Annotated in this window: 19 protein-coding genes, 1 other RNA gene and 1 pseudogene; 13 read left to right on the top strand and 8 right to left on the bottom strand. The window is 44.5% G+C overall.

Translation table 11 applies throughout. The features are described from left to right. Positions 1 to 113 precede the first annotated feature (113 nt). Complete coding sequence (locus GTH32_RS02960) at positions 114 to 854, top strand: DUF481 domain-containing protein (RefSeq protein ID WP_163083752.1); 741 nt, start codon at positions 114 to 116, stop codon at positions 852 to 854. Between the two features lie 87 nt (positions 855 to 941). On the opposite strand, the gene serA is transcribed toward GTH32_RS02960, so the two are convergent. Next, a complete protein-coding gene (gene serA / locus GTH32_RS02955) occupies positions 942 to 2,171 on the bottom strand; it encodes a phosphoglycerate dehydrogenase (RefSeq protein ID WP_163083751.1) in 1,230 nt (409 codons plus the stop codon). On the opposite strand from serA, the gene GTH32_RS02950 reads away from it, so the two are divergent. After that, positions 2,170 to 2,454: a hypothetical protein gene (locus GTH32_RS02950; RefSeq protein WP_163083750.1), complete on the top strand. Its 285-nt coding sequence runs from the start codon at positions 2,170 to 2,172 to the stop codon at positions 2,452 to 2,454. The genes serA and GTH32_RS02950 overlap by 2 nt on opposite strands. Before the next feature lie 46 nt (positions 2,455 to 2,500). On the opposite strand, the gene rpiA is transcribed toward GTH32_RS02950, so the two are convergent. The 6 genes from rpiA to ssrS form a co-directional block, all read right to left on the bottom strand. After that, positions 2,501 to 3,157, bottom strand: a complete 657-nt coding sequence (rpiA, locus tag GTH32_RS02945; RefSeq protein WP_163083749.1) for a ribose-5-phosphate isomerase RpiA — start codon at positions 3,155 to 3,157, stop codon at positions 2,501 to 2,503. A 76-nt stretch (positions 3,158 to 3,233) separates the two neighbouring features. Next, positions 3,234 to 3,854 carry a 5-formyltetrahydrofolate cyclo-ligase gene (locus GTH32_RS02940; RefSeq protein ID WP_163083748.1) on the bottom strand — a complete coding sequence of 207 codons (621 nt, stop codon included), beginning with the start codon at positions 3,852 to 3,854 and terminating at the stop codon, positions 3,234 to 3,236. A gap of 19 nt (positions 3,855 to 3,873) precedes the next feature. After that, complete coding sequence (locus tag GTH32_RS02935; RefSeq protein WP_163083747.1) at positions 3,874 to 5,529, bottom strand: ATP-binding protein; 1,656 nt, start codon at positions 5,527 to 5,529, stop codon at positions 3,874 to 3,876. Between the two features lie 63 nt (positions 5,530 to 5,592). Then, positions 5,593 to 6,534, bottom strand: a complete 942-nt coding sequence (locus GTH32_RS02930; RefSeq protein ID WP_163083746.1) for a nucleoside hydrolase — start codon at positions 6,532 to 6,534, stop codon at positions 5,593 to 5,595. 24 nt (positions 6,535 to 6,558) lie between these two features. Continuing rightward, positions 6,559 to 7,455 (bottom strand): ribokinase, encoded by an 897-nt coding sequence (locus tag GTH32_RS02925; protein ID WP_163083745.1) that lies wholly within the window; start codon positions 7,453 to 7,455, stop codon positions 6,559 to 6,561. Positions 7,456 to 7,476: 21 nt separating this feature from the next. Beyond that, positions 7,477 to 7,659: non-coding RNA, 6S RNA (ssrS, locus tag GTH32_RS02920), on the bottom strand. A 353-nt stretch (positions 7,660 to 8,012) separates the two neighbouring features. On the opposite strand from ssrS, the gene GTH32_RS02915 reads away from it, so the two are divergent. The 6 genes and pseudogenes from GTH32_RS02915 (at position 8,013) to GTH32_RS02890 (ending at position 14,790) form a co-directional block, all read left to right on the top strand. Next, positions 8,013 to 8,579 (top strand): UPF0149 family protein, encoded by a 567-nt coding sequence (locus GTH32_RS02915; RefSeq protein WP_163083744.1) that lies wholly within the window; start codon positions 8,013 to 8,015, stop codon positions 8,577 to 8,579. A gap of 17 nt (positions 8,580 to 8,596) precedes the next feature. Then, positions 8,597 to 9,910, top strand: a complete 1,314-nt coding sequence (gene pepP / locus GTH32_RS02910) for a Xaa-Pro aminopeptidase (RefSeq protein ID WP_163083743.1) — start codon at positions 8,597 to 8,599, stop codon at positions 9,908 to 9,910. A gap of 3 nt (positions 9,911 to 9,913) precedes the next feature. Continuing rightward, on the top strand, positions 9,914 to 11,137 hold the full coding sequence (gene ubiH / locus GTH32_RS02905) for a 2-octaprenyl-6-methoxyphenyl hydroxylase (protein ID WP_163083742.1): 1,224 nt from the start codon (positions 9,914 to 9,916) through the stop codon (positions 11,135 to 11,137). Positions 11,138 to 11,266: 129 nt separating this feature from the next. After that, a complete protein-coding gene (locus GTH32_RS02900) occupies positions 11,267 to 12,439 on the top strand; it encodes an FAD-dependent monooxygenase (protein WP_163083741.1) in 1,173 nt (390 codons plus the stop codon). A 53-nt stretch (positions 12,440 to 12,492) separates the two neighbouring features. Beyond that, entirely contained in the window at positions 12,493 to 13,413 is a 921-nt protein-coding gene (locus GTH32_RS02895; RefSeq protein ID WP_163083924.1) for an EamA family transporter, read from the top strand. A gap of 86 nt (positions 13,414 to 13,499) precedes the next feature. Beyond that, a pseudogene (locus GTH32_RS02890) lies at positions 13,500 to 14,790 on the top strand (M24 family metallopeptidase). 76 nt (positions 14,791 to 14,866) lie between these two features. Here GTH32_RS02890 and GTH32_RS02885 read toward each other — a convergent pair. Further along, positions 14,867 to 15,718, bottom strand: a complete 852-nt coding sequence (locus GTH32_RS02885; RefSeq protein WP_163083740.1) for a LysR family transcriptional regulator — start codon at positions 15,716 to 15,718, stop codon at positions 14,867 to 14,869. Positions 15,719 to 15,856: 138 nt separating this feature from the next. Between GTH32_RS02885 and gcvT the strand changes: the two genes are divergently transcribed. From gcvT to GTH32_RS02860, 5 genes are all read left to right on the top strand, one after another. Then, positions 15,857 to 16,936, top strand: a complete 1,080-nt coding sequence (gene gcvT / locus GTH32_RS02880; RefSeq protein ID WP_163083739.1) for a glycine cleavage system aminomethyltransferase GcvT — start codon at positions 15,857 to 15,859, stop codon at positions 16,934 to 16,936. A gap of 40 nt (positions 16,937 to 16,976) precedes the next feature. Continuing rightward, positions 16,977 to 17,366 carry a glycine cleavage system protein GcvH gene (gene gcvH / locus GTH32_RS02875; RefSeq protein ID WP_163083738.1) on the top strand — a complete coding sequence of 130 codons (390 nt, stop codon included), beginning with the start codon at positions 16,977 to 16,979 and terminating at the stop codon, positions 17,364 to 17,366. 118 nt (positions 17,367 to 17,484) lie between these two features. After that, positions 17,485 to 20,382: an aminomethyl-transferring glycine dehydrogenase gene (gene gcvP, locus GTH32_RS02870; protein ID WP_163083737.1), complete on the top strand. Its 2,898-nt coding sequence runs from the start codon at positions 17,485 to 17,487 to the stop codon at positions 20,380 to 20,382. A 287-nt stretch (positions 20,383 to 20,669) separates the two neighbouring features. Continuing rightward, entirely contained in the window at positions 20,670 to 20,807 is a 138-nt protein-coding gene (locus GTH32_RS19345) for a hypothetical protein (protein WP_203565341.1), read from the top strand. A 230-nt stretch (positions 20,808 to 21,037) separates the two neighbouring features. Then, a complete protein-coding gene (locus GTH32_RS02860; protein ID WP_163083736.1) occupies positions 21,038 to 23,008 on the top strand; it encodes a hypothetical protein in 1,971 nt (656 codons plus the stop codon). Positions 23,009 to 23,060: the final 52 nt, after the last annotated feature.

The raw sequence follows: 23,060 nt of genomic DNA, 5'->3' as shown, positions 1-23,060 counted from the left end.
TAAGCTTTATTGACTGAAAGAGTGAGGTAGGTAGTATTGCGCTCAGAAATTTAGAGCCATGCGAGTGCTGTAATCGGCGCATGGAAAAGGAATGACCATTATTAGGATTGCTAATGAAAAAACACCTTCTTGCATCACTTGTTATACTATCTGCTTCTTCAAGTGCGCTAGCACAAGACGACGTTAAACCTTTTACTATGGAAGGTGAGCTTGGTTTTATCGCTACTACCGGTAATACCGAAACCACATCTATTAGTGCTGGTATCACGGCGCATCAAGAGCTTGCAATGTGGAGTAACGACTACGCCATTGAAGGTTTGTATAAAGAGGAAACCGTAGAAAACGACGGTATTGAGGAAGAATACACCTCGGCGCAAAAGTTCTTCGCGTCAGCCCAGGGTAACTATAAATTAGAAAACCCAGACAATCGTCTTTTCGGTTTCGCATCATATGAAGATGACAAGCTAAGTAACTTTGAATACCAAGCCACCGTTGCTGCTGGTTGGAACCAAAAGGTACTAGAGAACCAACGTCATACTTTAGAATACTCAATCGGTCCTGGTTATTCATTTGCTGAAACCCAAGAGGGTGAAGAGCAAAACAGCATGATTGTTCGTGCGTCTAGTGCCTATTCATGGAAAATTTCAGATACGGCTAAATTCACGCAAACGGTAAGTACCGAAGTGGGTTCTGACAATACTAAATCCCGTGCAGAATCTGCACTTACCGCCACGATTAGCGGCAACCTGTCTATGCGTTTGTCGTTTAAACTCGACCACAACAGCAATGTGTCTGACGGTGTAGAAAAGCTAGATACTGAAACTGCAGTAAGCTTGGTATACAACTTCTTCTAAACGCATAATATTGTGTGATAAGTAATAAAAAAAACGCTGCCGAGGCAGCGTTTTTTTGTGGCTAATGAAAACCTACTTACCGCACCATTAGTGCAAGATACGGGTTTTAATTGTACCGTCAATTTGTTGCAACTGTGCCAAGGCGTCGTACGCTCTGTCTTGTTGCACGTCTACCACTACGTAACCAATATCAGCGCTGGTCTGAAGATACTGCGCTTCAATGTTTATGCCTTTTTCGGCAAATGCTTGGTTAATTTGCGTTAATACACCAGGCTGGTTTTTATGGATATGCAGTAGGCGAGAGCGACTAATATGCTCTGGTAGCGATACTTCAGGGAAGTTAACCGCAGATAGCGTTGAACCATTATCACTGTACTTCGCAAGCTTGCCGGCAACCTCGATACCAATGTTGGCCTGCGCTTCTTGCGTGCTTCCACCTACGTGAGGCGTCAAAATTACATTATCGAACTTGCGTAAAGGCGATTGAAATTCTTCTTTGTTTGATTTTGGCTCTACCGGGAACACATCAATAGCCGCGCCGTTTAAATGACCACTTTCTAGTGCGTCAGCAAGCGCATCAATATCAACCACGGTGCCCCTTGAGGCGTTGATCAATACACTGCCTTTTTTCATTTGAGCAATTTGTTCACGGCCAAACATATTTTGTGTTTGCGCTGTTTCAGGTACGTGTAGCGACACTACATCGGCGTTGTTAAGTAAGGTTTCTAAAGACTTAACTTGTGTTGAGTTGCCCAGTACCAGTTTATCTTCAATATCAAAAAACTGAACGCGCATACCTAAATGTTCAGCTAAGATACTAAGCTGAGTACCGATGTGCCCGTAGCCTATAATGCCCAGTGTTTTACCGCGAGCTTCATAAGAGCCGTTAGCCGTTTTTTCCCATTCGCCGCGATGTGCTTTGGCGTTTTTACTTGGCACTTGGCGAAGCAATAATATAATTTGTCCAAGCACTAATTCTGCCACCGAGCGTGTATTAGAGAAGGGGGCGTTAAATACGGGGATACCACGGCGCTGACAAGCGGCCAAATCTACCTGGTTGGTACCAATACAAAAGCAACCTACAGCAACAAGTTTCTTAGCCGCATCCACTACTTTTTCAGTAATCTGGGTACGAGAACGAAGTCCAACAAAATGGGCATCTTTGATTTTCTCAATTAGCTCATCTTCGGGAAGCGATGTTTTGAGATATTCTATGTTTGTATAACCGTTATTTTTTAAGGTTTCTAGAGCGCTTTGGTGAACACCCTCTAACAGTAAAATACGGATCTTATCCTTCTCAAGTGAAACTTTACTCATGGATTTGCTATCTCTCGCTGTAGTAAACTTTTTAAGTACGCTAAGTTGGCAACAGTCGCAGGGGCAAACGGTATTCACCAACACATGGTCACCGTTTTCCTTGGGCACTTTACCACCACATCTATGCGATGAAGCGTTTGCTTCGGCCCTTCTCCCTGCCACTGCCCCGCTATATATAATATCTAACGTGGGCTACCCTATCGAATCAAAGGTTGAAGCCCGTTTGAAACGAAGAGACTACACCCGTCTAGCACCGGCCTTAATTATCTTAAAGGCCATCTAGACGTCTAAACGGAAATCTAACAGAAATCACCGTAACTTGAAAGCTATTATTTAAAGGTATCAACACCTGTTTCGGTTGCTGATAGCACGATATCGGCGCCACGTAATGCGAAAATGCCGTTCGTCACGACTCCTGGAATATTATTGATGGTTTGCTCAAGTTCGCGGGGGTTTAGTATCTCAAGATTATGAACATCTAAGATAACGTTTTTATTGTCAGTCACTACGCCTTGACGATATTCTGGATCGCCACCAAGCTTTACTAATTCCCGGGCAACAAATGAACGGGCCATGGGGATCACTTCAACAGGTAGGGGGAAGCGCCCAAGTACCGGAACGCGTTTGCTTTCATCTACAATACACACAAAGGTTTTTGCAGCGCCGGCCACTATTTTCTCACGGGTAAGGGCCGCACCGCCGCCTTTAATCATATGTTTGTGTTCAGTGACTTCGTCGGCCCCGTCGATATAAACCGAAAGGTTGCTCACTTCGTTAAGTTCGAACACCTCAATGCCTAAGGCTTTAAGTTGCTTAGTTGAGGCTTCAGAGCTTGAGACTGCGCCTTCAATTTTATCTTTAATTTTGCCGAGTTCTTCAATGAAAAAGTTTACCGTAGAGCCAGTTCCAACCCCTACAATGCTGTCGTTTTCAACGTATTGAATAGCGGCTTTCGCTACGGCTTGTTTTTTTGCGTTTTGATCCATGGGTTCTCTCCTATCAAGATTACCTCAGTCTAACAAAAAAGCACCGATTGCACCTAAGGTTGCATGGCACAAAGTGTTATTTAAATTGCGAGGTGAAAGGCAAAACGCGAGTAGGGGTAACTATAGCGTCTAAAGGCACGTCCCAGCGCTGGATTGGTAGACTAGCAACCTGTTGGCAATCGTGCGCAATACCTACAAGTAAAGGACGCACGCGGTAATCGTGAATAGACGCTAATGTTCTGTCATAAAAGCCGCCGCCCATGCCAAGGCGATTTCCTTGGCTATCAAAGCCCACTAATGGCATAAGAATAACGTGGTGTTGGCGCGTGGGTATGACATCGGGGCAACGCAATACCGGTTCAGGTATGCCAAACGTATTGTTATTCATCTGCGTTTTAGCGTGGTATTGCAAAAACAACAAGTGCCCTTTACATACAGGGTGTAATACGGGGAGAGAAAGCGTAGGGTGCGCCTCTGTGGCTGCAGCTTGCCAACAGAAGTCAATAAACGGGGTAAGGCTTACCTCACCATCGTTGGGGAGGTAGCAGGCGACATGGCTTGCCTGTGTTATTTGCGGTAATAGTTGAAGCTGGTTATACACCTGCTGGGCGGCCTTTTGCTGCTCGGTTGGGCTTAGTGATTGGCGTTTAAGCCGTAGCTCTTTTCGAAGTGTTTGGCGTAGTGTGCTGCTAACCATGTTTAAAGGGTATCTTATTTTAGCGGGTTAAATATTTATTAAGTGTGTGTACAAGCACTTGCCTGTCAATGGGTTTGTTTAGTGCATCATCAAAGCCATCGTCTACTAACGACGCTTTAACCGCAATTGCATCGGCGGTAAGTGCCACCACGGGCAAGTGTGGGTATAACGTCTTTATGCGCTTGGTAGCCTCTTTGCCATCTATACCCGGTAAGTTTAAATCCATTAACACTAAATCTACCTCATGGGCGTTTATATAGTCTATACCGTCTTCCCCTGTGCCCGCGATAATAACGGTTAAATTTAGCCTTTCGAGAACCTTTTTAATAATAACTTGGTTAATATAATGATCTTCAACCACTAAAATATTGGCCTTAGTAGTAACCATGGCCGTGGTGCTAGTTTCATTCTCATTTGGTTTTAGTTGAGAGGCATTAGGGGAGGTTGAATTAGCATGCCAAGGTTTTTTGCTCCGGGGTATCTGCACTGGTATTTGAACCACCACATGGGTACCTGCATTCAACTGGCTATTCACTTTTATATTGCCATGTAACAGCTCAACCAACTGTTTAGTGATGTTAAGCCCTAAGCCGGTTCCTTTAAATGTAGTGGCGTTGTCCATGCGTTCAAAGGGCGAAAATAGCTTATATTGCTCGTCTTCGCTTATGCCTATACCTTCATCTTTTACGCTTAAAACAAGGTGCTTTTGTCTGTATTTTACTTTTACTGAAACCGTCTTGTCAGGGCAGGTAAATTTAATGGCGTTGGATATTAGATTAAGGGCAATTTGCGACACTTTTGTATCATCAAGTTCTAGCTTTTCTGGTACTGACTTATCTACTGTGGCGTGAAAGAGAACACCGCTATCTTCTGCGCGAATATTTGAAAGTGCGAACAAATGCGCGAAAAAATCTTCACTGTCCACAGAGCGGGTTACCACTTTCATTTTTCCCGCTTCAATAGTATTGATATCTAGCACAGAATCGACAATTTCAAGCAAACGTTCACCACTGGTTTTTATGTGTCCTAGTGGTTCGGTAAACGCCTTGGTTAGCTCTTCTTTTTTGGCGTCTTCCACCAGTAGCTTACTGAAGGTATTTATGGCGTTTAGAGGTGTACGTATTTCGTGGCTTATATAAGATAAAAAGTCAGATTTATACTTACTAGTGCGAGCAAGGGCGTTATTCTTTCGCTTTAGCTCTAAGTGGGCCATTACCGAATTACTCAGTGTTTGGAGTGCTTCTCGCTGCTGGTCGGTTAATTTTTTGGGCTTATCGCCAATAGCGCAAACTGTGCCAATAGCTTGGCCAGAAGGAGTGAGTAAAGGTGCGGCTGCATAGAAACGAATATTGGGGCTGCCGGTCACCAGTGGGTTGTCTGCGAAACGTTCGTCTTTTAAGGCATTGGGAACTTCAAAGACTTCTTGCTGCAAAATAGCATGAGCGCAAAAAGCAATATTACGGGAGGTTTGTTCAGCATCTATGCCAACACGAGACTTAAACCATTGACGATCAGTATCAATTAAACTAACTAGTGCGATAGGCGTGTCGCAAATTTGCGAAGCAAGCTGGGTTAAGTCATCAAATAATTTTTCAGCTTCAGTATCAAGTACATCATACCCAAATAACGCTTCAAGTCGTTGCTTTTCATCATTGGGGAGCGGCGCTGATTTCATCTAGGGTTTGTCCTACTGCTAACGATAAAGCTAAGAGCGGTGCAAAACACCGCTCTTAAGTGTTTATAGAGCGTAGGTGTTTATAAACAGTTGTTCCAGTTTTGCGTGGTCAACTTTGGTAGCAACGTTAATGGTATTGGCTTCATTCCATAATGGGCTAGGTGTAGTTCCCATTGGCGCCACCACAGTTTGCCCGCGGTCTAAGGGCCCTGTACCCACACGTACATGGCCTTCAGTCAGTTCAAATAACTCAGGGTGAGTTAGATGCGCAATCGGAAACGCATCATGGAAGAAACAGACTCTGTCTTCGCGGTTCTGCGAGTAGAAATCCATGTAGAACTGTGCCGTTTCCTGAACAAAACCACCGAGCTTGGCATTCTTTTCTGCTAATACATCAACAAAAGAAGGGGCAAAAGGCACATCGTTGGTAACATCGAGGCCAAACATCGTTAGGTTCCAATCGGCTGCAAATACAATTTCTGCCGCAAAGGCATCATTCCAAATATTTGCTTCTGCTACTGGGGTTACGTTACCACGAACAAACGCCGCGCCACCCATTATGCTCACGCCCTTCACAAGCTTAGGTAGCTCGGGTTCAAGACGCAGAGCTAAGGCTAAGTTGCCAAGCGGGCCAATTGCTACTAGGGTAATTTCACCTGGGTATTTACGCGCCATATCAACAATGAATTGCGCAGAGCTACGTGGGTCAAGCTCACCTTTAGGCGGCTCTGGCTTAATGTGGCCAAAACCATAGTCACCGTGAACAAAATGGGCATACGTAGATTCTGCACCTACCCAAGGTCTACCTACCCCTTTAGTAACTGGAATATCTTTACCCGCCATTTCGCACAGCGTAAGCGCATTTTGCGCAGACATGCTAACAGGCACGTTGCCAAACACAGTGGTAAGCCCTAATACTTCAATATCAGGAGACTGAAAGGCGAAAAATATTGCCATTGCATCATCGATGCCCGGATCTGTATCTAAAATAATTTTGTGTGTCATTTCACTCGTACTCTTTGCGTCGTGCTATTTGCTGTTTTTCGCCAAAAAACGATCCACTTCTTTTTGAGATGGAATACTTTGCGCGGCACCTTCGCGGGTAACGGCAATTGCAGAAGCCGCACAGCCGCGTGTTAATGCCCGCTTAGCATCGGTATGACTGCTATAAGCTGACAAGAAGTAGCCAATAAAGGTATCACCTGCAGCAGTAGTATCAACCGCATCAACACTAAATGCGCTAACTTCTATACATTCCTCGCCTTTGAGCATCATAACCCCGGCTTTGCCTAGCGTAATGATAACCTCGCAGTTGGACCAGTGCTGTTTAAATTCAGCCACAATCTCATCAAGGGTGTCTTTTTTAGTTAGTGCAGCGGCTTCAGTTTCATTCACAATAAGCAAATCGATACAGTCAAGAGGAAGTCTGTGTACCGAGTCGCTCATAGGCGCAGGGTTAAAGGCTACCTTTAACTGCTTTTCTTTTGCTTGTCGAAGTACTTCGTCAATGCTGCTGGTTTCGTTTTGCGTAAGTACCCAATCGGATGAAGATGCATCGTCCAAGGCCTTTGCAACCGTTTTTGGGGTGATGGTTTGATTCGCGCCACCAAATAACACAATGGCATTTTCGCCACTTGGGGTAACTTGAATAATTGCATGCCCTGAGGGAGTTTCAGAGCAGTGAACACCACGGCAGTCCACGCCTTTTTTAATTAGCGCTTGCTTAAACGTTGCGTCGTTTTCGTGAATGCTACCTACGTGGCGAACGTCTGCACCTGCTTGGGCAAGCGCAATAGACTGATTTGCACCTTTACCACCTAACAGTTGGTTATAGTGGGTAGACGCAATGGTTTCGCCAGGTTGCACGAAGTGGTCGACCTGATAAACGTGGTCGATATTGATAGAGCCAAAATTTATTATTGCCATTTCTACTTCCGTCGAAAGAGGGCGTCTCCCAGAATGCCGCTGTTCATCGTTCGCCCGTGAACCGAAAAGTTCAGGGCGGAAGAATCACAATAGCCGTAGGCTTCTCGATACGAGCCGAGCTTGCGCAATAGCTATCGTTTCAACTTCCTAGGTTTAAAGCATCGGCCAGGGACAAGAGTGAACTGGCGAACATCCCAGGAGACATTGTTATTGTGTAACGCAACAGGGTATATCAAACGCGCTAATTCGTGAAGTGGATCACCGAACCGGCTACTATACTTTTGCGTAGTGAATTAACATTGCTAAGAGAAGGGTATTCCTAATCTTGACCAGTTGGTCAGCAATTATACACGCATATGATGGAAGCTCAATGATCATACTGTTGCAAAGGAAAATCCGTATTCCTTAAGTCCGATCATAGAGCAATTGACTTCAGGTTGCCAGCATAAACCTACGTGATACTGGCTGTTCGGATAGTGATTGAACAATTCGCGAAAAGTAGGCTTTAAAGCATGAATTTGCTAGTATGAGGTATCACCTTAAAAGGAACTCTATTTGTGGAAAAACAGCTCGATTATGACAGCGTAAGCAACAAATTATCGCAACAAGGTATTATTGTTGATGGCGCTGAAGTTCATGGCATCTTGGTCGGCATGTTGTGTGGCGGTATGTCGTTAACCGATCAGAAGTGGCTAACGATACTGAGTGAAACCATTAACCAAGGCGATAATTTTAATGACGCCACTACGTTTTTGCTAACCAACTTATTTAATCAAGTTAGCCAACAGTTATTAGAACCAGAATTTGCCTTGCAATTATTGGTGCCAGATGACCAAACCCCTATTAACGACCGTGGAATGGCGCTAATAAACTGGGTACAAGGGTTTATGTTAGGGTTTGGTTTGCATCAACAAGACTTAATGCAGTGCTCAGTTGATGTGAAAGAAGCGTTAGAAGACTTTGCCGACATAGCGCGTATGGAAGAGCCTATGGATGCTGACGAAGAGTCTGAAAAAGCCCTTTTTGAGGTTATGGAATATGTGAAAATTTCAGCGATCTTATGCTTTAGCGAACTGGGACAGTCGTTACTTGACGACCAACAAGAAAACCCGTCAATTCACTAATATAAAAGGCCGACGAAATGATTAGTGCGCAGGAGTTTATTGCTCGCCAAGACAGGCTACTGGCTCAATGCCTAGAAAACAGTGTATGTCTTATTCCCGCCGCTTCAATGGTAACGAGAAGCCGAGATACCGAATACCTGTTTCGACAAAATAGCGATTTTTGGTATTTAACAGGGTTTAATGAACCTGATGCGTGGCTAATATTATCGAACCACCCCCGTTATGGCGCGAGTTACCGCGCCATGGTGGTACAAGCGAAAGACGAGCAAGCGGAGATATGGCAAGGCAGACGTTTAGGTGCGGAAGCAGCGCTAGCCCAATTTAGTTTAGATGAGGCATTTGAGTTATCAGAACTTGAGGAAGCCTTAATGGAAACCCTGCAAAATCACGACAACGTGTATTTTGCATTGGGGGAGAACAACGCGCAGGATAGCCTGCTAACAGGGGCGCTCGATGCGCTTCGCCAAGCGCCTAAAGCATCTCTTGCACCCCATGCCATTCAAGACGTGCGACCTATACTGCACGAAATGCGCGTATTTAAGTCGGCCTGCGAAGTGGCCGTAATGAAAGCCGCCGGGGAAATTTCAGCCCACGCGCATAAACGCGCCATGCAATTTGCTAACCCCGGTTGTTTTGAATACCACATTGAAGCCGAATTACATCATGCCTTTGCAATGGAGGGCGCACGCTCTCCCGCCTACAGTACTATTGTAGGAAGTGGCGAAAATGCCTGCATTTTGCACTACACAGAAAACAGCGCCCAAGTTAAAGATGGCGACTTAATTTTGGTGGATGCTGGGTGTGAATACCAAGGCTATGCCGCAGATATTACCCGTACATTTCCCGCAAATGGCACGTTCACTGAGGCTCAGCGAGAAATTTATGCGCTAGTACTTAAAGCGCAAGAAAGCGTATTGACCACCTTAGGGCCGGGCAGCACGTTAAACGACGCTATGATGCAAAGTGCAGAAGTGATAACCGAAGGGTTAGTATCGTTAGGAATACTATCGGGTACCCTGGCAGATAATTTAGCACAACAGACCTGGCGCGATTTTTATATGCACGGTGTGGGACATTTTCTTGGGTTAGACGTACATGATGTAGGTGACTACAAAATTAATGGTGAAGATCGGCCGCTTAAACCCGGCATGGCTCTCACGATAGAGCCCGGCATTTACATTGCTTCTCACCATAATGTAGAAGACAAATACAAAGGCATAGGCGTACGTATCGAAGATAACGTGGTAATTACCGCCACCGGCGTTGAGGTATTAACCTCTGATGTACCAAAAACAATTGACGACATTGAAGCATTAATGAAAGGCGCATAGGTAGTGAAACAAGCAGACGTACTGATAGTGGGGGGCGGGATTGTAGGCTCGGTATTGGCAAAAGGCTTAATCGAACTTACCTCACTGTCGGTGGTGCTAGTAGATGCACAAGCGCAAACCAATCAACAAGGGGTTAATCCGCGAGAAGACAAGCGGGTAATTGCACTGGCGAAGCGTACCGTAAATGAACTTACAGCTATGGGGGTGCCGCTTCAAACACTGGCGGAGCAAAACCCAGGTAAAATTGAACATATTGAAGTAAGTGATAAAGGCTGGCTTGGAATGACCTTGCTTGATTGTGCCACGTTTAATTTAGACTCTTTTGGGCAAGTTGTGTCGCTAGCGGCACTTACCCAGCAGGTGGAAGCGCAAACAGCTAACGACAAAGTGACCCACATTGCACCTGCCTGTGTTACTGAAATACACAGAACCGCGGATCATGTAGACGTAAGGTTAGATACTGGCGATTTATGGCGAACCAAACTGATTATATTAGCCGATGGTGGTCATTCTCCCTTAGCCGAGCAGGTAGGTATTTACCGGCAAAAAGAAAGCTATGAGCAAGTAGCTATAGTGGCCAATGTACATACACAAAAGCCGCACAATAACCGCGCATACGAACGTTTTACCCCTAATGGCCCCTTAGCGTTTTTACCCTTCGATAGTGATATCGCTGGTAAAAAAGCGAAAGGTAATGGCTTCTCAGTGGTTTGGACGGTTACACCAAAAACCGCACAATCGTTGTTGGCGCTGCCACAAGATGAGTTTATGGCGCAACTGCAGCAAAGCTTTGGCTATCGGCAAGGTGTTATTACTTCAGTGAGCGATGTAGTAAGTTATCCATTGTCATTAAGCTACACCGACAGTGTGTACGCCCATCGAACACTCGTAGTAGGGAACGCCGCGCAAACTTTGCACCCTATTGCGGGGCAGGGGTTTAACCTAGCACTACGCGATATTGTTACCGTGGTTAATCAACTCAAAGGCAGTGCCGACCCAGGAAACTATTCTATATTACGGGAATACGGCAAGCTGCGTGATGCTGATAGAAAGAATACAATAGCGTTAACGGATACCTTAGTACGTACGTTTTCAAATAGTCATTTTCCCTTGGTGTTAGCACGCAATTGCGGGTTATTAGCGCTTAATATAGTGCCGAACGTTAAGCGCGCCTTTGTTAAACAAACTACGGGTTTTGCAAGTAAAACCGCTAACGCTGCTGGGTAAATGCGACGGGATAAAGCCACGTGGCTAAAAAGCTTACTGCCTAGTTAGGTTGAAAATAACCCTATCTGTACTTAACGAGCCGTTGATTTAAACGCAAGATGTAATTAATAAAAAAGCGAGAAAGCCTTTATGCAACAAGTTGATATCGCAATTGTGGGCGGCGGGATAGTAGGCCTTACTCTTGCGTCAGCGTTAAAAGATGCGCCCTGTACTATAGCTGTGGTGGATAAGTCTGACCTATTTGTGCCATTAAGCGATAAGCCAAGCCCACGGGTTAGCGCTATTAATCAGGCGAATATTGATGCGCTAAAATCGTTAGGTGTATGGCGCTTTATTAATAACGAAAGAGTAAACCCGTACGTTGCTATGCATGTATGGGATAAAGACAGCTTTGGCGACATTCACTTTAATTGCGATGATATGGGCAGCGAGTCGCTTGGTGTTATTGCTGAGAACGCTGCCTTGGTAAATGCGTTGGCACAAAGTGTTATGCAACAAGCAAATGTAACCGTTGTAAGCAGTAAAATTGAGCGCCTTTTATTGGGCCCGCAGCAAAGTATGCTGATGCTTGAAAATAACGATGCTTTATCGTGCAAGTTGTTAGTAGGCGCCGATGGTGCGCAGTCTAAAGTGCGCCAACAAGCAAACTTGCCTATTACGTTTCGCGATTATGAACATACCGCGATTGTTGCCAATATAAAGACCCAGCTTCCCCATGACAATGTAGCGCGCCAAGCCTTTACCCCTAGCGGCCCGCTAGCGTTATTGCCAATGGCAGAGCCAGACGTTTGCTCAATTGTATGGTCGCAAACGCCCGACGAAGCCAGCGCTTTACAACAGTTAAATGATGAAGACTTTTGCCATGCACTTGCCGTGGCAAGCGATATGAAATTGGGTACGATAAGTTTAGAAACACGTCGGTATGCGTTTCCGTTGACCATGCGCTATGCACGAGAATGGGCAAAAGACGGCGTGGTTTTAGTTGGTGATGCCGCACATACCATTCACCCACTGGCAGGGCAGGGCGCAAACCTAGGAATGCAGGACGCGCTGCACTTAGCCGATAATCTTTCGCAGCTTTTAGAGCAAAACAAAGACATTGCTCAACATCGCTATTTACGCCCTTATGAGCGCGCACGAAAAACAGAAGCCATGAAAATGATAGCCGCTATGGACGGATTTAAGTTTTTGTTTGATGGCAACGACCCAGTTAAAAAGTTTGTTCGCGGTATAGGTTTAGCCGCCACCGACAAAGTAACTACTGTAAAGCAAGCGTTTGTGGCCCATGCAATGGGCCTGTAGCGGGCTATTTATAGTTTCTAACATAACCGTGCATTGCAAAAAAGGAGAGTATGTTGAGTTGGGTGCTATTCACCTTAGGCGCGGTGTTTTTGCAAACAGGGCGCAATGCACTACAAAGTAGATTAAGCGCCCATGTAGATACGCTAGGGGTAACCCTGTCTCGGTTTTTATTTGCCCCTCCGATTGCACTGGCCTATCTGCTTATTCATTCTTTGTTTATTAGCAATAGCCACACGGCTATGGGAGACCACAGCCTTACACTGCCATCATTCCCGCTGCGTTTTATAACGCTGGTGGTACTGGCTGCTGTGCTACAAATTGCCGCAACCTCGTTTATGGTAACGCTGTTTAAACAACGCAACTTCGCAATAGGCGCCGGGTTGGCGAAAAGTGAAGCGTTGGTTGCGGGCATATTAGGCACTTTGTTTTTTGGCAGTTATTTGTCGGTAGTGGGGTGGCTTGGCATCGTACTTGGCGGCGTAGCCGTATTTATTTTAAGTATTGGTAAAACCCTACAAACGGGGAAAACCGCCCGCATAAACCCTAAAACCTTGGCTATTGGCTTAGCCAGTGGCGGGTGCTTTGCATTAACGTCTTTATTTGTGCGCGAAGCTTCTCATACGTTAACGCTTCCTCTTACCCAAAGTGCCGCATGGGTATTGCTATGGGTGCTTGGCATTCAGGCCACTGGGCTTAGCCTTTATATTGCATTAGTAAAACCAATTATTTTTAAACAGCTTATGCGTCATATTCGCACCGTAGTGTTAATTAGTACGGTAAGTTGTTTGGGGTCGGTGTGTTGGTTTACCGCAATGGCGCTTCAGCATGTGGCCTACGTTAAAACCCTAGGGCAAATAGAGGTATTGCTTACCTTAGTACTCGCCCATTTTTGGTTAAACGATAAAGTGACGACCCGTGAGATAGTAGGCCTTATACTTATAGGTGTAGCCGCTACTATGGTGATGTGGGCCTAACAATTTAAGCGTATAAAACGGCTTAGCCAATAGCGAAAATAAAATAAATAAAGGCGTAGCACGCCATAATTCGACAGAGAATAACCATGAATAAACGCGAATTTTTAAAGATAACCGGCGCAGGTTTAGCGCTTTCTCCTTTGGCAGCCTTAGCGGCGGGCAGCAACAGCAAACAGGCAGAAGACTCTAGCCTTGACGGGCTAAGTGCTATTACATTAAACGTTTCTGCTATTAGTGTACAAGAGCGACAAGCACGAATAGAAAAAGCCCAAGCGCTAATGAAGCAGCATGGTATGGCGGCTATGCTCATTGAACCAGGCGCAGCCATGGACTATTTTTCGGGTATACAATGGTGGCGTAGCGAGCGGTTAACGGCGCTTATTATTCCCCAGCAAAGGGGATGTAGCGGTTGTAACCCCTTTTTTTGAAAAGCCCAGTGTACTTGAAAGTTTAAAAGTGGGCGACGATGTGCGGGTATGGCAAGAGCACGAAAGCCCGTTTGAGGTAGTATCGGCAATATTAAAATCTCGCGGTATAACAAGCGGTAACATTGGTTTTGAAAGTAGCGTACGCTACTTTGTGGTTACGGGGATCGCAAACGCATTGCCCAATATGAACATTGTGCCCGCTGAGCCTGTAACCCTAGGCTGTAGAATGTACAAAACCGCCGCCGAATTAACCCTAATGCATAAAGCAAATGAAGTAACGCTGCGCGCCTATGAGTATGTGTTCAGCCAGCTTAAAGAAGGCATGAGCCAAGCTGATGTAAAAGGCTTAATGAATGCGGCGCAACGAAAATTAGGCGGCAGTGGCACCTGGTGTTTAGCGTTATTTAATGACGCAAGTGCCTATCCCCACGGCACGAATGCTAAGCAAACTATAAAACAAGGATCGGTAGTGCTGCTAGATAGTGGTTGTAGCGTGCACGGTTACCAAAGTGATATAAGCCGAACATTCGTATTTGGACAGCCATCGCAGCAGGTACAAGATGTATGGGCCACAGTGCGAGAAGGCCAAAACGTAGCGTTTGCCGCCGCTAAAGTGGGGGCGCCGGCTGGCCAAGTAGACGATGCAGTGCGTGCCTATTATGTGGCTAAAGGTTTTGACAAAGACTATGCGCTACCGGGGTTAAGTCACCGCACTGGGCACGGAATAGGTATGGAAGGGCATGAAAGCGTAAACTTTGTACGCGGCGAAACGACGCCACTTAACAAAGGCATGTGCTTTTCTAATGAACCGGGATTGTATATTCCAGGTAAATTTGGCGTACGCCTAGAAGACTGTTTATATATGCGTGAAAGCGGCCCGCGCTATTTTACCGAGCCACCAGAGAGTTTAGCTAAGCCATTAGGTAAGCTTATTCCTTTAAAGGTGTAGTAGCTGGGTAAAGCGGTGAAAAGCGTAAAGAGGCAAAGAGATAATCGCATCTTTTTGCCTTTTTGTGCGCTACGCCTTAGCTTGATTTTAAACGAGAAACAAAAAACTCCGCCAGCGTTTTGCTTATTATGGGGTGTTGCGTATCTTGGTTAAACAAGCAGATATTTACCTTACCTAATTTAGGCAGGTGCGGGTGATTTAATAGTGTTAGGCTACGAGGCAAACTAGAACGCGCCAGTGCAGTTACGCCTAAACCTTGCTGAATAGCCGCCGTTAGCCCGCCCAAATCGGCATTGGTATAGGTAATTTTCCAAGCAAAAGTTTGCTGTTTCAGCTGGTCGATAACGCGGCTTCGGTACATGCAGCCATCGGGAGCCAACACCAAAGGAATACTGCTGCCAACTAAAGGGTGAGCACTGTCGCCAACCCATACCACATCATCTTCAAGCACTACTTCCCCTTCGGTTTGTTGTTCAGGATTTACCAATGCCAAAATAAGATCAAAATGGTCGCGCTGACCGGGATGCAACAAATCTCGACTAAGCGCAGAGGTAACTTCAAGTGAAACATCCGGATAGCGTTTTGAAAACTCACCAATTAAGCCAGGAAGCAGGGTAGAGGCAAATTCATTAGGAATACCTAAACGCAAGCGGCCACTTAATGGGGCAGGGGTGAGGCTTTTAAAAATATTATCGTTAAGTTCGAGCAGCTCTTTCGCTTTAGGGTATAACCAATTACCGTCGGCGCTAGGCAAATGACGCTGGCCTACTTTAGTAAACAACTTTCTATCTAGCTGCGACTCTAACTTCTTTATTTGTAAGCTAATAGCTGGCTGAGAACGGCCCAAAAAGTCGCCCGCTTTTGCATAGCCACCCAGTTCGATAACGCTAACGAAGGTGCGTAAATTATCTAAAGAAAGCTGCTTCATGTAGATTTGCATTCCTAATGTAGTTAAGCGCATACATTATAATCTTAAATGTATTGATAAGAAATTCCAATTTGTTACCTGTGGGCTCGCTTACTATACTCATTGGCGTTTTCTATCTTTATAACAGAGAAAAGTGGAATGACTAGTACCACCGCCCTACACGCTAAACACCTGGAAGCAGGTGCCAAAATGGTCGATTTCTTCGGCTGGGAAATGCCTATCAATTATGGCTCTCAAATTGAAGAGCATCACGCAGTGCGCCAAGACGCAGGCATGTTCGACGTATCGCACATGACTATTGTTGATATTAAAGGCCCACAAGCTAAAGCCTACTTACAATATTTATTAGCCAATGATGTTGCCAAGTTAAAAGATAAAGGCAAAGCGCTTTATAGCGGTATGCTAAATGAAGAAGGCGGCGTGGTTGATGATCTTATCGTGTATCACTTCGACGAAACCAATTACCGCTTAGTAGTGAACTCAGCTACCCGTGAGAAAGACATGGATTGGCTAAACGGCTGCGCCGAAGGCTTTGACGTTACTATTACAGAACGTTCAGAGTTTGCCATGATTGCGGTTCAAGGCCCTAATGCAAAAGAGAAAGCGGCCACCCTTTTTAGTGCAGCACAAAAAGAAGCGGTTTCCGGCATGAAGCCATTTTTTGGCGTACAAGCAGAAGACTTGTTCATTGCCACTACGGGCTATACCGGTGAAGCAGGCTATGAAATTATGGTGCCAACAGCACAAGCGGAAAGCTTCTGGCAAAGCCTATTAGACGCAGGCGTAACACCCTGTGGCCTAGGTGCACGAGATACGCTTCGCTTAGAAGCGGGCATGAACTTGTATGGCCAAGATATGGATGAAACCGTATCTCCTTTAGCGGCCAATATGGGCTGGACAATTTCTTGGGAACCAGCAGAACGTAATTTTGTTGGCCGCAAAGCATTAGAAGCCCAGCGCGAAGCTGGCACCGACAAGTTAGTTGGGTTAGTGATGACGGAGAAAGGCGTATTACGCCACGGCTTAAAAGTAAAAACGGCTAACGGCGAAGGGGTTATCACCTCAGGTACCTTTTCACCAACATTAGGCCACTCAATTGCGATGGCACGTGTACCTCGCGATGTAGGTGATACCGTGGAAGTGGAAATGCGCAAAAAGTGGGTTACAGTAAAAGTGGTTAAGCCCTCCTTTGTTCGCAATGGAAAAAGTGTTTTATAGGCTATCAGGCCCAAGTTAACAGAGACTAACAGGAACGATTATGAGCAATATCCCAACTGATTTACGCTACGCCGCTACCCACGAATGGGTTCGCCCTGAAGGAGACGGTGTATTTACCGTAGGTATTTCTGAGCATGCACAAGGTTTGCTTGGCGATATGGTTTTTGTTGAGCTGCCAGATGTAGGCGATGCAGTTAGCACAGGTGACGATATTTGTGTTGCTGAGTCGGTTAAAGCTGCCTCTGACGTTTATGCGCCAATTTCAGGTGAAATTGTAGCGGTAAACGAAGAACTAGAAGACTCTCCAGAACTTGTAAACTCAGACCCTTTTGGCGACGGTTGGTTATTTAAAATTAAGGCCGACGACGCAGAAGAAGTAGAAGGTTTACTTGACGCAGAAGGTTATGAAAACAGCATCGACGAAGACTAATTCGTATCGCTGTAAGATAGTTTCATAGTGAAAAGGGGCCTACGTATTAGTGCCCCTTTTTAACTTTAAGATTTAACGATGCCCTTGCGGCAAAAAAATACGAGTGCTTATCAACGTTATGTCGAATACCTCTTTAACATTGGCTCAGCTAGAGCAAAAAGATACATTTATTCGTCGCCATATTGGCCCGGGTAAAGGTGAAATTGAAGAAATGCTGTCTGCAGTAGGTGCAAGCTCATTAGATGATTTAATTGAGCAAACCGTACCGGCAGGTATTGCGCTACCAGAGCCATTAAAATGTGGTGAAGGGGCGACAGAAGTTGAAGCATTAAATGACCTTAAAGCCGTTGCGCAAAAGAACAAAATCAATCGTTCTTTCATTGGTATGGGTTACTACGATACCCACGTACCAAACGTTATTCTTCGCAACGTGCTAGAAAACCCAGGTTGGTATACCGCGTACACTCCTTATCAACCAGAAATTGCCCAAGGCCGTTTGGAAGCTATCCTTAACTTCCAACAGGTAACTATCGACTTAACTGGCCTAGAGCTAGCATCAGCATCACTGCTAGATGAAGGTACAGCAGCGGCCGAAGCTATGGGCCTTGCCAAACGAGTATCGAAAAACAAAAAAGCCAATATCTTCTTTGTGGCTAACGATGTTCACCCGCAAACCCTTGATGTTGTAGCAACCCGCGCTGAAATGTTTGGTTTTGAAATTGTTACCGGCCCAGCAGAAGAAGCGGCCGAGCACGACTTGTTCGGTGCGTTGCTACAGTACCCCTCATCTACTGGGGAAGTGAAAGACATCAGCGACATTATTGCTGCGGTACAAGCGAAGAAAGGCATAGTGGCGGTAGCGGCAGACCTAATGAGCTTAGTTATGCTTAAATCGCCAGGCGAGCTAGGTGCTGATGTGGCACTAGGCAGTGCGCAGCGCTTTGGTGTACCTATGGGGTACGGCGGCCCCCACGCGGCATTCTTTGCAACACGCGACAGCTACAAGCGTTCACTACCAGGGCGTATTATTGGGGTAAGTAAAGACACCCGCGGACGCCCAGCACTTCGCATGGCGCTACAAACCCGTGAACAACACATTCGCCGTGAAAAAGCCAACTCGAACATTTGTACTGCGCAGGTATTACTTGCCAACATGGCAAGCTTCTATGCCGTTTACCACGGCCCGCAAGGCTTAAAAACTATTGCTGAGCGCATTCACCGCTTCGCCGACATTTTGGCTACAGGGTTAACCCAAAAAGGGTTAGCACTTAAACATAGCACCTACTTCGACACCTTAACCATTATGGTTGACGATAAAGAAGCGGTACTAAACAAGGCCTACGAACAGGGCTTAAACTTACGTGCCGACCTTGAAGGCGCGGTAGGTGTGGCGTTAGATGAAACCACCACCCGTGAAGATATTCACGCACTATTCGATGTGCTTCTAGGTGAAGAGCACGGCCTAACGGTTGAAGATTTAGACGCTGAAGTAACCACACAAGGCGTTAAGTCTATTCCTGATACGCTAGTTCGCACCAGCGACATTTTAACTCATGAAGTGTTCAACAAGTACCACTCTGAAACAGAGATGCTTCGCTATATTAAGAGCTTAGAAAACAAAGACTTGGCGCTTAACCACTCGATGATTTCATTGGGTTCGTGCACCATGAAGCTAAACGCAACGGCTGAGATGATACCGGTAACTTGGGCTGAATTCGGCCAGCTTCATCCATTTGCACCACTAAACCAAGCACAAGGCTATCAAGAAATGATTGCCGAGCTGGCAGAATGGCTCATTAACGTAACAGGTTACGACAACCTTTCAATGCAGCCGAACTCAGGTGCACAAGGTGAATACGCCGGCCTATTGGCCATTCAGCGTTACCATGAAAGCCGCGGCGAAGGCCACAGAAACGTGTGCCTTATTCCAAGCTCGGCACATGGTACTAACCCTGCCTCTGCGCAAATGGTTAGCTTAAAAGTGGTAGTGGTAGCCTGTGACGCCAACGGTAACATAGACCTTGACGACCTTCGCAAGAAGGCTGAAGAAGTGGGTGAGAACCTATCGTGCGCCATGATCACGTACCCGTCTACCCACGGTGTATACGAAGAAACAATACGCGAAATTTGCGACATTATTCACGATCACGGCGGCCAGGTTTACATGGACGGCGCTAACATGAACGCGCAGGTGGGCATTACATCACCGGGCTTCATTGGTTCAGACGTATCGCACCTTAACTTACACAAAACCTTCTGTATTCCACATGGTGGCGGCGGCCCAGGTATGGGCCCCATTGGTGTTAAATCGCACCTAGCGCCATTCTTACCAAACCATACTGTGGTGAATATTGAAACCGCTGGCAAAGATTGCGGCGCCGTTTCAGCCGCGCCATGGGGCAGTGCGTCTATTCTTCCTATTAGCTACATGTACATTAAAATGATGGGCAGCGCTGGTTTACGCAAAGCAACTGAAGTAGCAATTCTAAATGCCAACTATGTAGCTAAGCAGCTAGAAGGGCACTTCCCTGTGCTTTATAAAGGCAACAACGGCCGCGTAGCACACGAATGTATTATTGACCTTCGCCCGCTTAAAGAAGCAAGCGGCGTTACCGAGCTAGATATTGCGAAACGCCTTAACGACTACGGCTTCCATGCGCCAACCATGAGCTTCCCAGTAGCGGGCACGCTTATGATTGAGCCAACCGAGTCGGAAGCCAAGTACGAGCTAGACCGCTTTATTAGTGCCATGATTAGCATTCGTGAAGAAGTGGCCAAAGTAGAAAGCGGCGAGTGGGATGCCACAGACAACCCGTTACACAATGCACCACACACACTAGCTGACATCTGTGATAGCGATTGGAACCGCAGCTACGACCGCATGCTAGCGGCGTACCCAGCGCCAGAAGTGCACAGAAACAAGTTCTGGCCAACGGTTAACCGTATTGATGACGTTTACGGCGACCGTAACCTTATCTGTTCTTGCCCTAGCATTGAGAGCTATGTTGAGGAGTAGGTTGGTTGTGTGATCATGTAATTAAGTGGGTTAACGCTTTAATTAAGATGGTTAACTTATTTAAGTTGGTTAACACAACTTTCAAAAGGTGAGCATTTTGCTCACCTTTTTTGTTTTGACTATTAGATATATTATTCTTTACTTCAATGTAGTTGGTTCGAGTTCACGGCAGAAGTAAAAAAGCACGTTTGGTGCCAATTAGTTTGCGAAGATGAGAGTGGTTAGCTTTCTACATTGGTAAGATTCGCCCAATGTTTGCTTTCATCGGATCTGGAAAGGCACAGTATGTGAAACTAGCAGGATTTGGCCGTACTGGCGCGTGCCATTTATACCGTCACAACAACGCGATCACGATGTTAGATAATGTCGAAGATCTTCGTCCCATCCAAGAAATGCTAGGCCATGACAGTATTCTCACCACATAACTTTGTACTCATGCTAGCCCTAAAAAGTTGTCTGAAGTTTATGGAGCTACTCACACTTCTGCTGAAGGTGGTAGCGGGTTGTTTTAATCCATAGATATCAGCAACCAAACTTTAAAGAATACAAGACATCTATCAAAGAGATACATGCTAATAAGTATTTGTAATAAAAGTATAAAATCGATACCTTAGTAAAGGGATAATGATACGAAATTACAAGGTTAATGTTTGTTATGAACAAGCCAGATAGAGATAGGGTTGTATTTCACTCGATACACGACATGTCGAGTGGTCATTACTTATCAAAAGCAGAGCTGTTATTGAATAGCGAAATAGCAAACGATTTAGACGATATAAACGATATACTTGAACTGTACAATATATCGCTGTTTTTCGAAAACGGCATATACCTTAAAAGTTGGTCAGATACAGATATTGTTGCTTACAAAGAAAAAGTTAATACGTTTAAAAATTTAATTAGGAAATTCATAACAAATATTGATGATAGTAACTTTCAGTCATATTTTGAAAATATAGATTACGGTTACTATGATAGTTTCTGGTTATTAATAAATAACTATCAACAATATAAAAAGATATCGCCTTCTCAAATAGAAGAAGTTTTAAATAACTCCCCCCATCAAGTGAGGCACTTGTTGAGCCATAAAAATTTGGTGGATAAATATAAGCTTGTTCTCTGTGAGTTTTTAAAAAGTGACCAGCAAAGTGCAGAGATCCTGCTTTCTATATATGAAGTCGAAAATAGTTTTAATAAAACGAAGTTGTACCTACCTAGTTGTTTAACTATTCAAGATAAAGAAAGCATAATTGTTTCGTACATCGACTCAGAGCATTGCAATACTAACTACCTGCCAATAATACAAAATGCTAAAAAACATAGTGACTTCCGAATCTCAGATAAAACTAAATTAGCAGCTAAGAGAAAATACCAACAGTCTGTTAAAGAGTTTTTCGATAGTGGTTCTAGTTCATCATTTAAATACGGGGTAGCTATCAGTTATCCCGAAAATGCTTCTAAAATTAAACATGCTTGGATTGAACAGGGTACAGTCCATTATGAATTTAGCTTAGATTACATTAAAGAAAATAATCACCCAAATATTCTGTACAGAAACTTCGAGACACTTTTTGAGTACGTGGATGAACAGAATATTGTAGCTCTAACCAGCAAAGAAAATCAGCTTGGAGTTTTAGAAAGAACTTTAGGTGTTAGATCAAAAACTGAATACGTTTTTGGTGTAGCGTTCACACAATTAGAAATGGCATCTATGGGCCAAATTTACACATATTCCAACGTACTAAAAGGGCTTGGGTATTCATTAGAAGATATTCTAAAAACAGTTTTCACTAATACTCTACCGGAATTATTTGACTTACCTAGTAACGCCAATTTTACAATTCCTACTCAAAATGCTTCTGCTTTAGAGAAAATAAGAACAATCGCACCTGAGTTCGAGTCGATATTGAAGCAATACAAATTATTTGTAGAAAATGGACATATTGATTTTGAACTTCTACAAATGTCATCTGGCCCTACGGCCATCAAAGACATTCCAAGCTTAAATAGCAATAAGTACATATATATCAATAAGGGTGACCAAGGAGTTAATTTTCTAACTTATCTGCTATTTTCGGATCAAACTCTGTTGACTTATGTTGACCCGTTCAAAGACAAGCAATATAGAAACTTTGTTGATTTATTGGTGAATGAAGAAGAAATCAATTTCGGAAATTATGAAGAACATCAGCATGAGCATTTAAATTATTTAATAGATAACAATTATATATCTGTAGATGAAAATAATTGCGTTCAAGTTACAAATTGGAACCGAATTTTAATTTTAAGAGATGTTTTTGAAAATGAGGTCGCCTCGTTACATCATTATCCAGCCGATATTCAAGACGAGGTTATGCATATGAGTAATGATGGAATAGTGTTTTTTGGAAGTTCACTTTTCGCAATACCTGAGCAAAATTACTTCAATTACTATTTAAACAAAAGTGAGTTTACAAACGGGCACGACTTAAGAAATAGCTATTTACATGGCACACAGGCAAATCCAACAGAAATTCATCTACATGAAAATTCCTATTTACTTTACTTAAAGCTTTTAATCTTAGTTATTTTTAAAATAGAAGATGATCTGTTTATTTATAAAAAGCTTAAGGCGGAAGAAGAATAACAGTTAGGAAGGATTGTAGTTCGTACTAATTTATATGTAGGCACGACACTAT

The sequence above is a fragment of the Alteromonas profundi genome (assembly GCF_010500865.1).
In the GTDB taxonomy this organism is placed as follows: Bacteria; Pseudomonadota; Gammaproteobacteria; order Enterobacterales; family Alteromonadaceae; genus Alteromonas; species Alteromonas profundi.
Note: the sequence above shows the minus strand (reverse complement) of the source record. Positions and strands in the feature narration are given on the sequence as shown.

What these genes read in the sequence shown, in the direction of transcription:
- GTH32_RS02950 (WP_163083750.1), top strand. Translation starts at nt 2,170, where the DNA reads ATGGATTTGCTATCTCTCGCTGTAGTAAACTTTTTAAGTACGCTAAGT.
- GTH32_RS02935 (WP_163083747.1), bottom strand. Translation starts at nt 5,529, where the DNA reads ATGAAATCAGCGCCGCTCCCCAATGATGAAAAGCAACGACTTGAAGCG.
- gcvP (WP_163083737.1), top strand. Translation starts at nt 17,485, where the DNA reads ATGTCGAATACCTCTTTAACATTGGCTCAGCTAGAGCAAAAAGATACA.
- rpiA (WP_163083749.1), bottom strand. Translation starts at nt 3,157, where the DNA reads ATGGATCAAAACGCAAAAAAACAAGCCGTAGCGAAAGCCGCTATTCAA.
- GTH32_RS02960 (WP_163083752.1), top strand. Translation starts at nt 114, where the DNA reads ATGAAAAAACACCTTCTTGCATCACTTGTTATACTATCTGCTTCTTCA.
- serA (WP_163083751.1), bottom strand. Translation starts at nt 2,171, where the DNA reads ATGAGTAAAGTTTCACTTGAGAAGGATAAGATCCGTATTTTACTGTTA.
- GTH32_RS02940 (WP_163083748.1), bottom strand. Translation starts at nt 3,854, where the DNA reads ATGGTTAGCAGCACACTACGCCAAACACTTCGAAAAGAGCTACGGCTT.
- gcvT (WP_163083739.1), top strand. Translation starts at nt 15,857, where the DNA reads ATGACTAGTACCACCGCCCTACACGCTAAACACCTGGAAGCAGGTGCC.
- gcvH (WP_163083738.1), top strand. Translation starts at nt 16,977, where the DNA reads ATGAGCAATATCCCAACTGATTTACGCTACGCCGCTACCCACGAATGG.
- GTH32_RS02925 (WP_163083745.1), bottom strand. Translation starts at nt 7,455, where the DNA reads ATGGCAATAATAAATTTTGGCTCTATCAATATCGACCACGTTTATCAG.
- pepP (WP_163083743.1), top strand. Translation starts at nt 8,597, where the DNA reads ATGATTAGTGCGCAGGAGTTTATTGCTCGCCAAGACAGGCTACTGGCT.
- GTH32_RS02885 (WP_163083740.1), bottom strand. Translation starts at nt 15,718, where the DNA reads ATGAAGCAGCTTTCTTTAGATAATTTACGCACCTTCGTTAGCGTTATC.
- GTH32_RS02900 (WP_163083741.1), top strand. Translation starts at nt 11,267, where the DNA reads ATGCAACAAGTTGATATCGCAATTGTGGGCGGCGGGATAGTAGGCCTT.
- GTH32_RS02860 (WP_163083736.1), top strand. Translation starts at nt 21,038, where the DNA reads ATGAACAAGCCAGATAGAGATAGGGTTGTATTTCACTCGATACACGAC.
- GTH32_RS02930 (WP_163083746.1), bottom strand. Translation starts at nt 6,534, where the DNA reads ATGACACACAAAATTATTTTAGATACAGATCCGGGCATCGATGATGCA.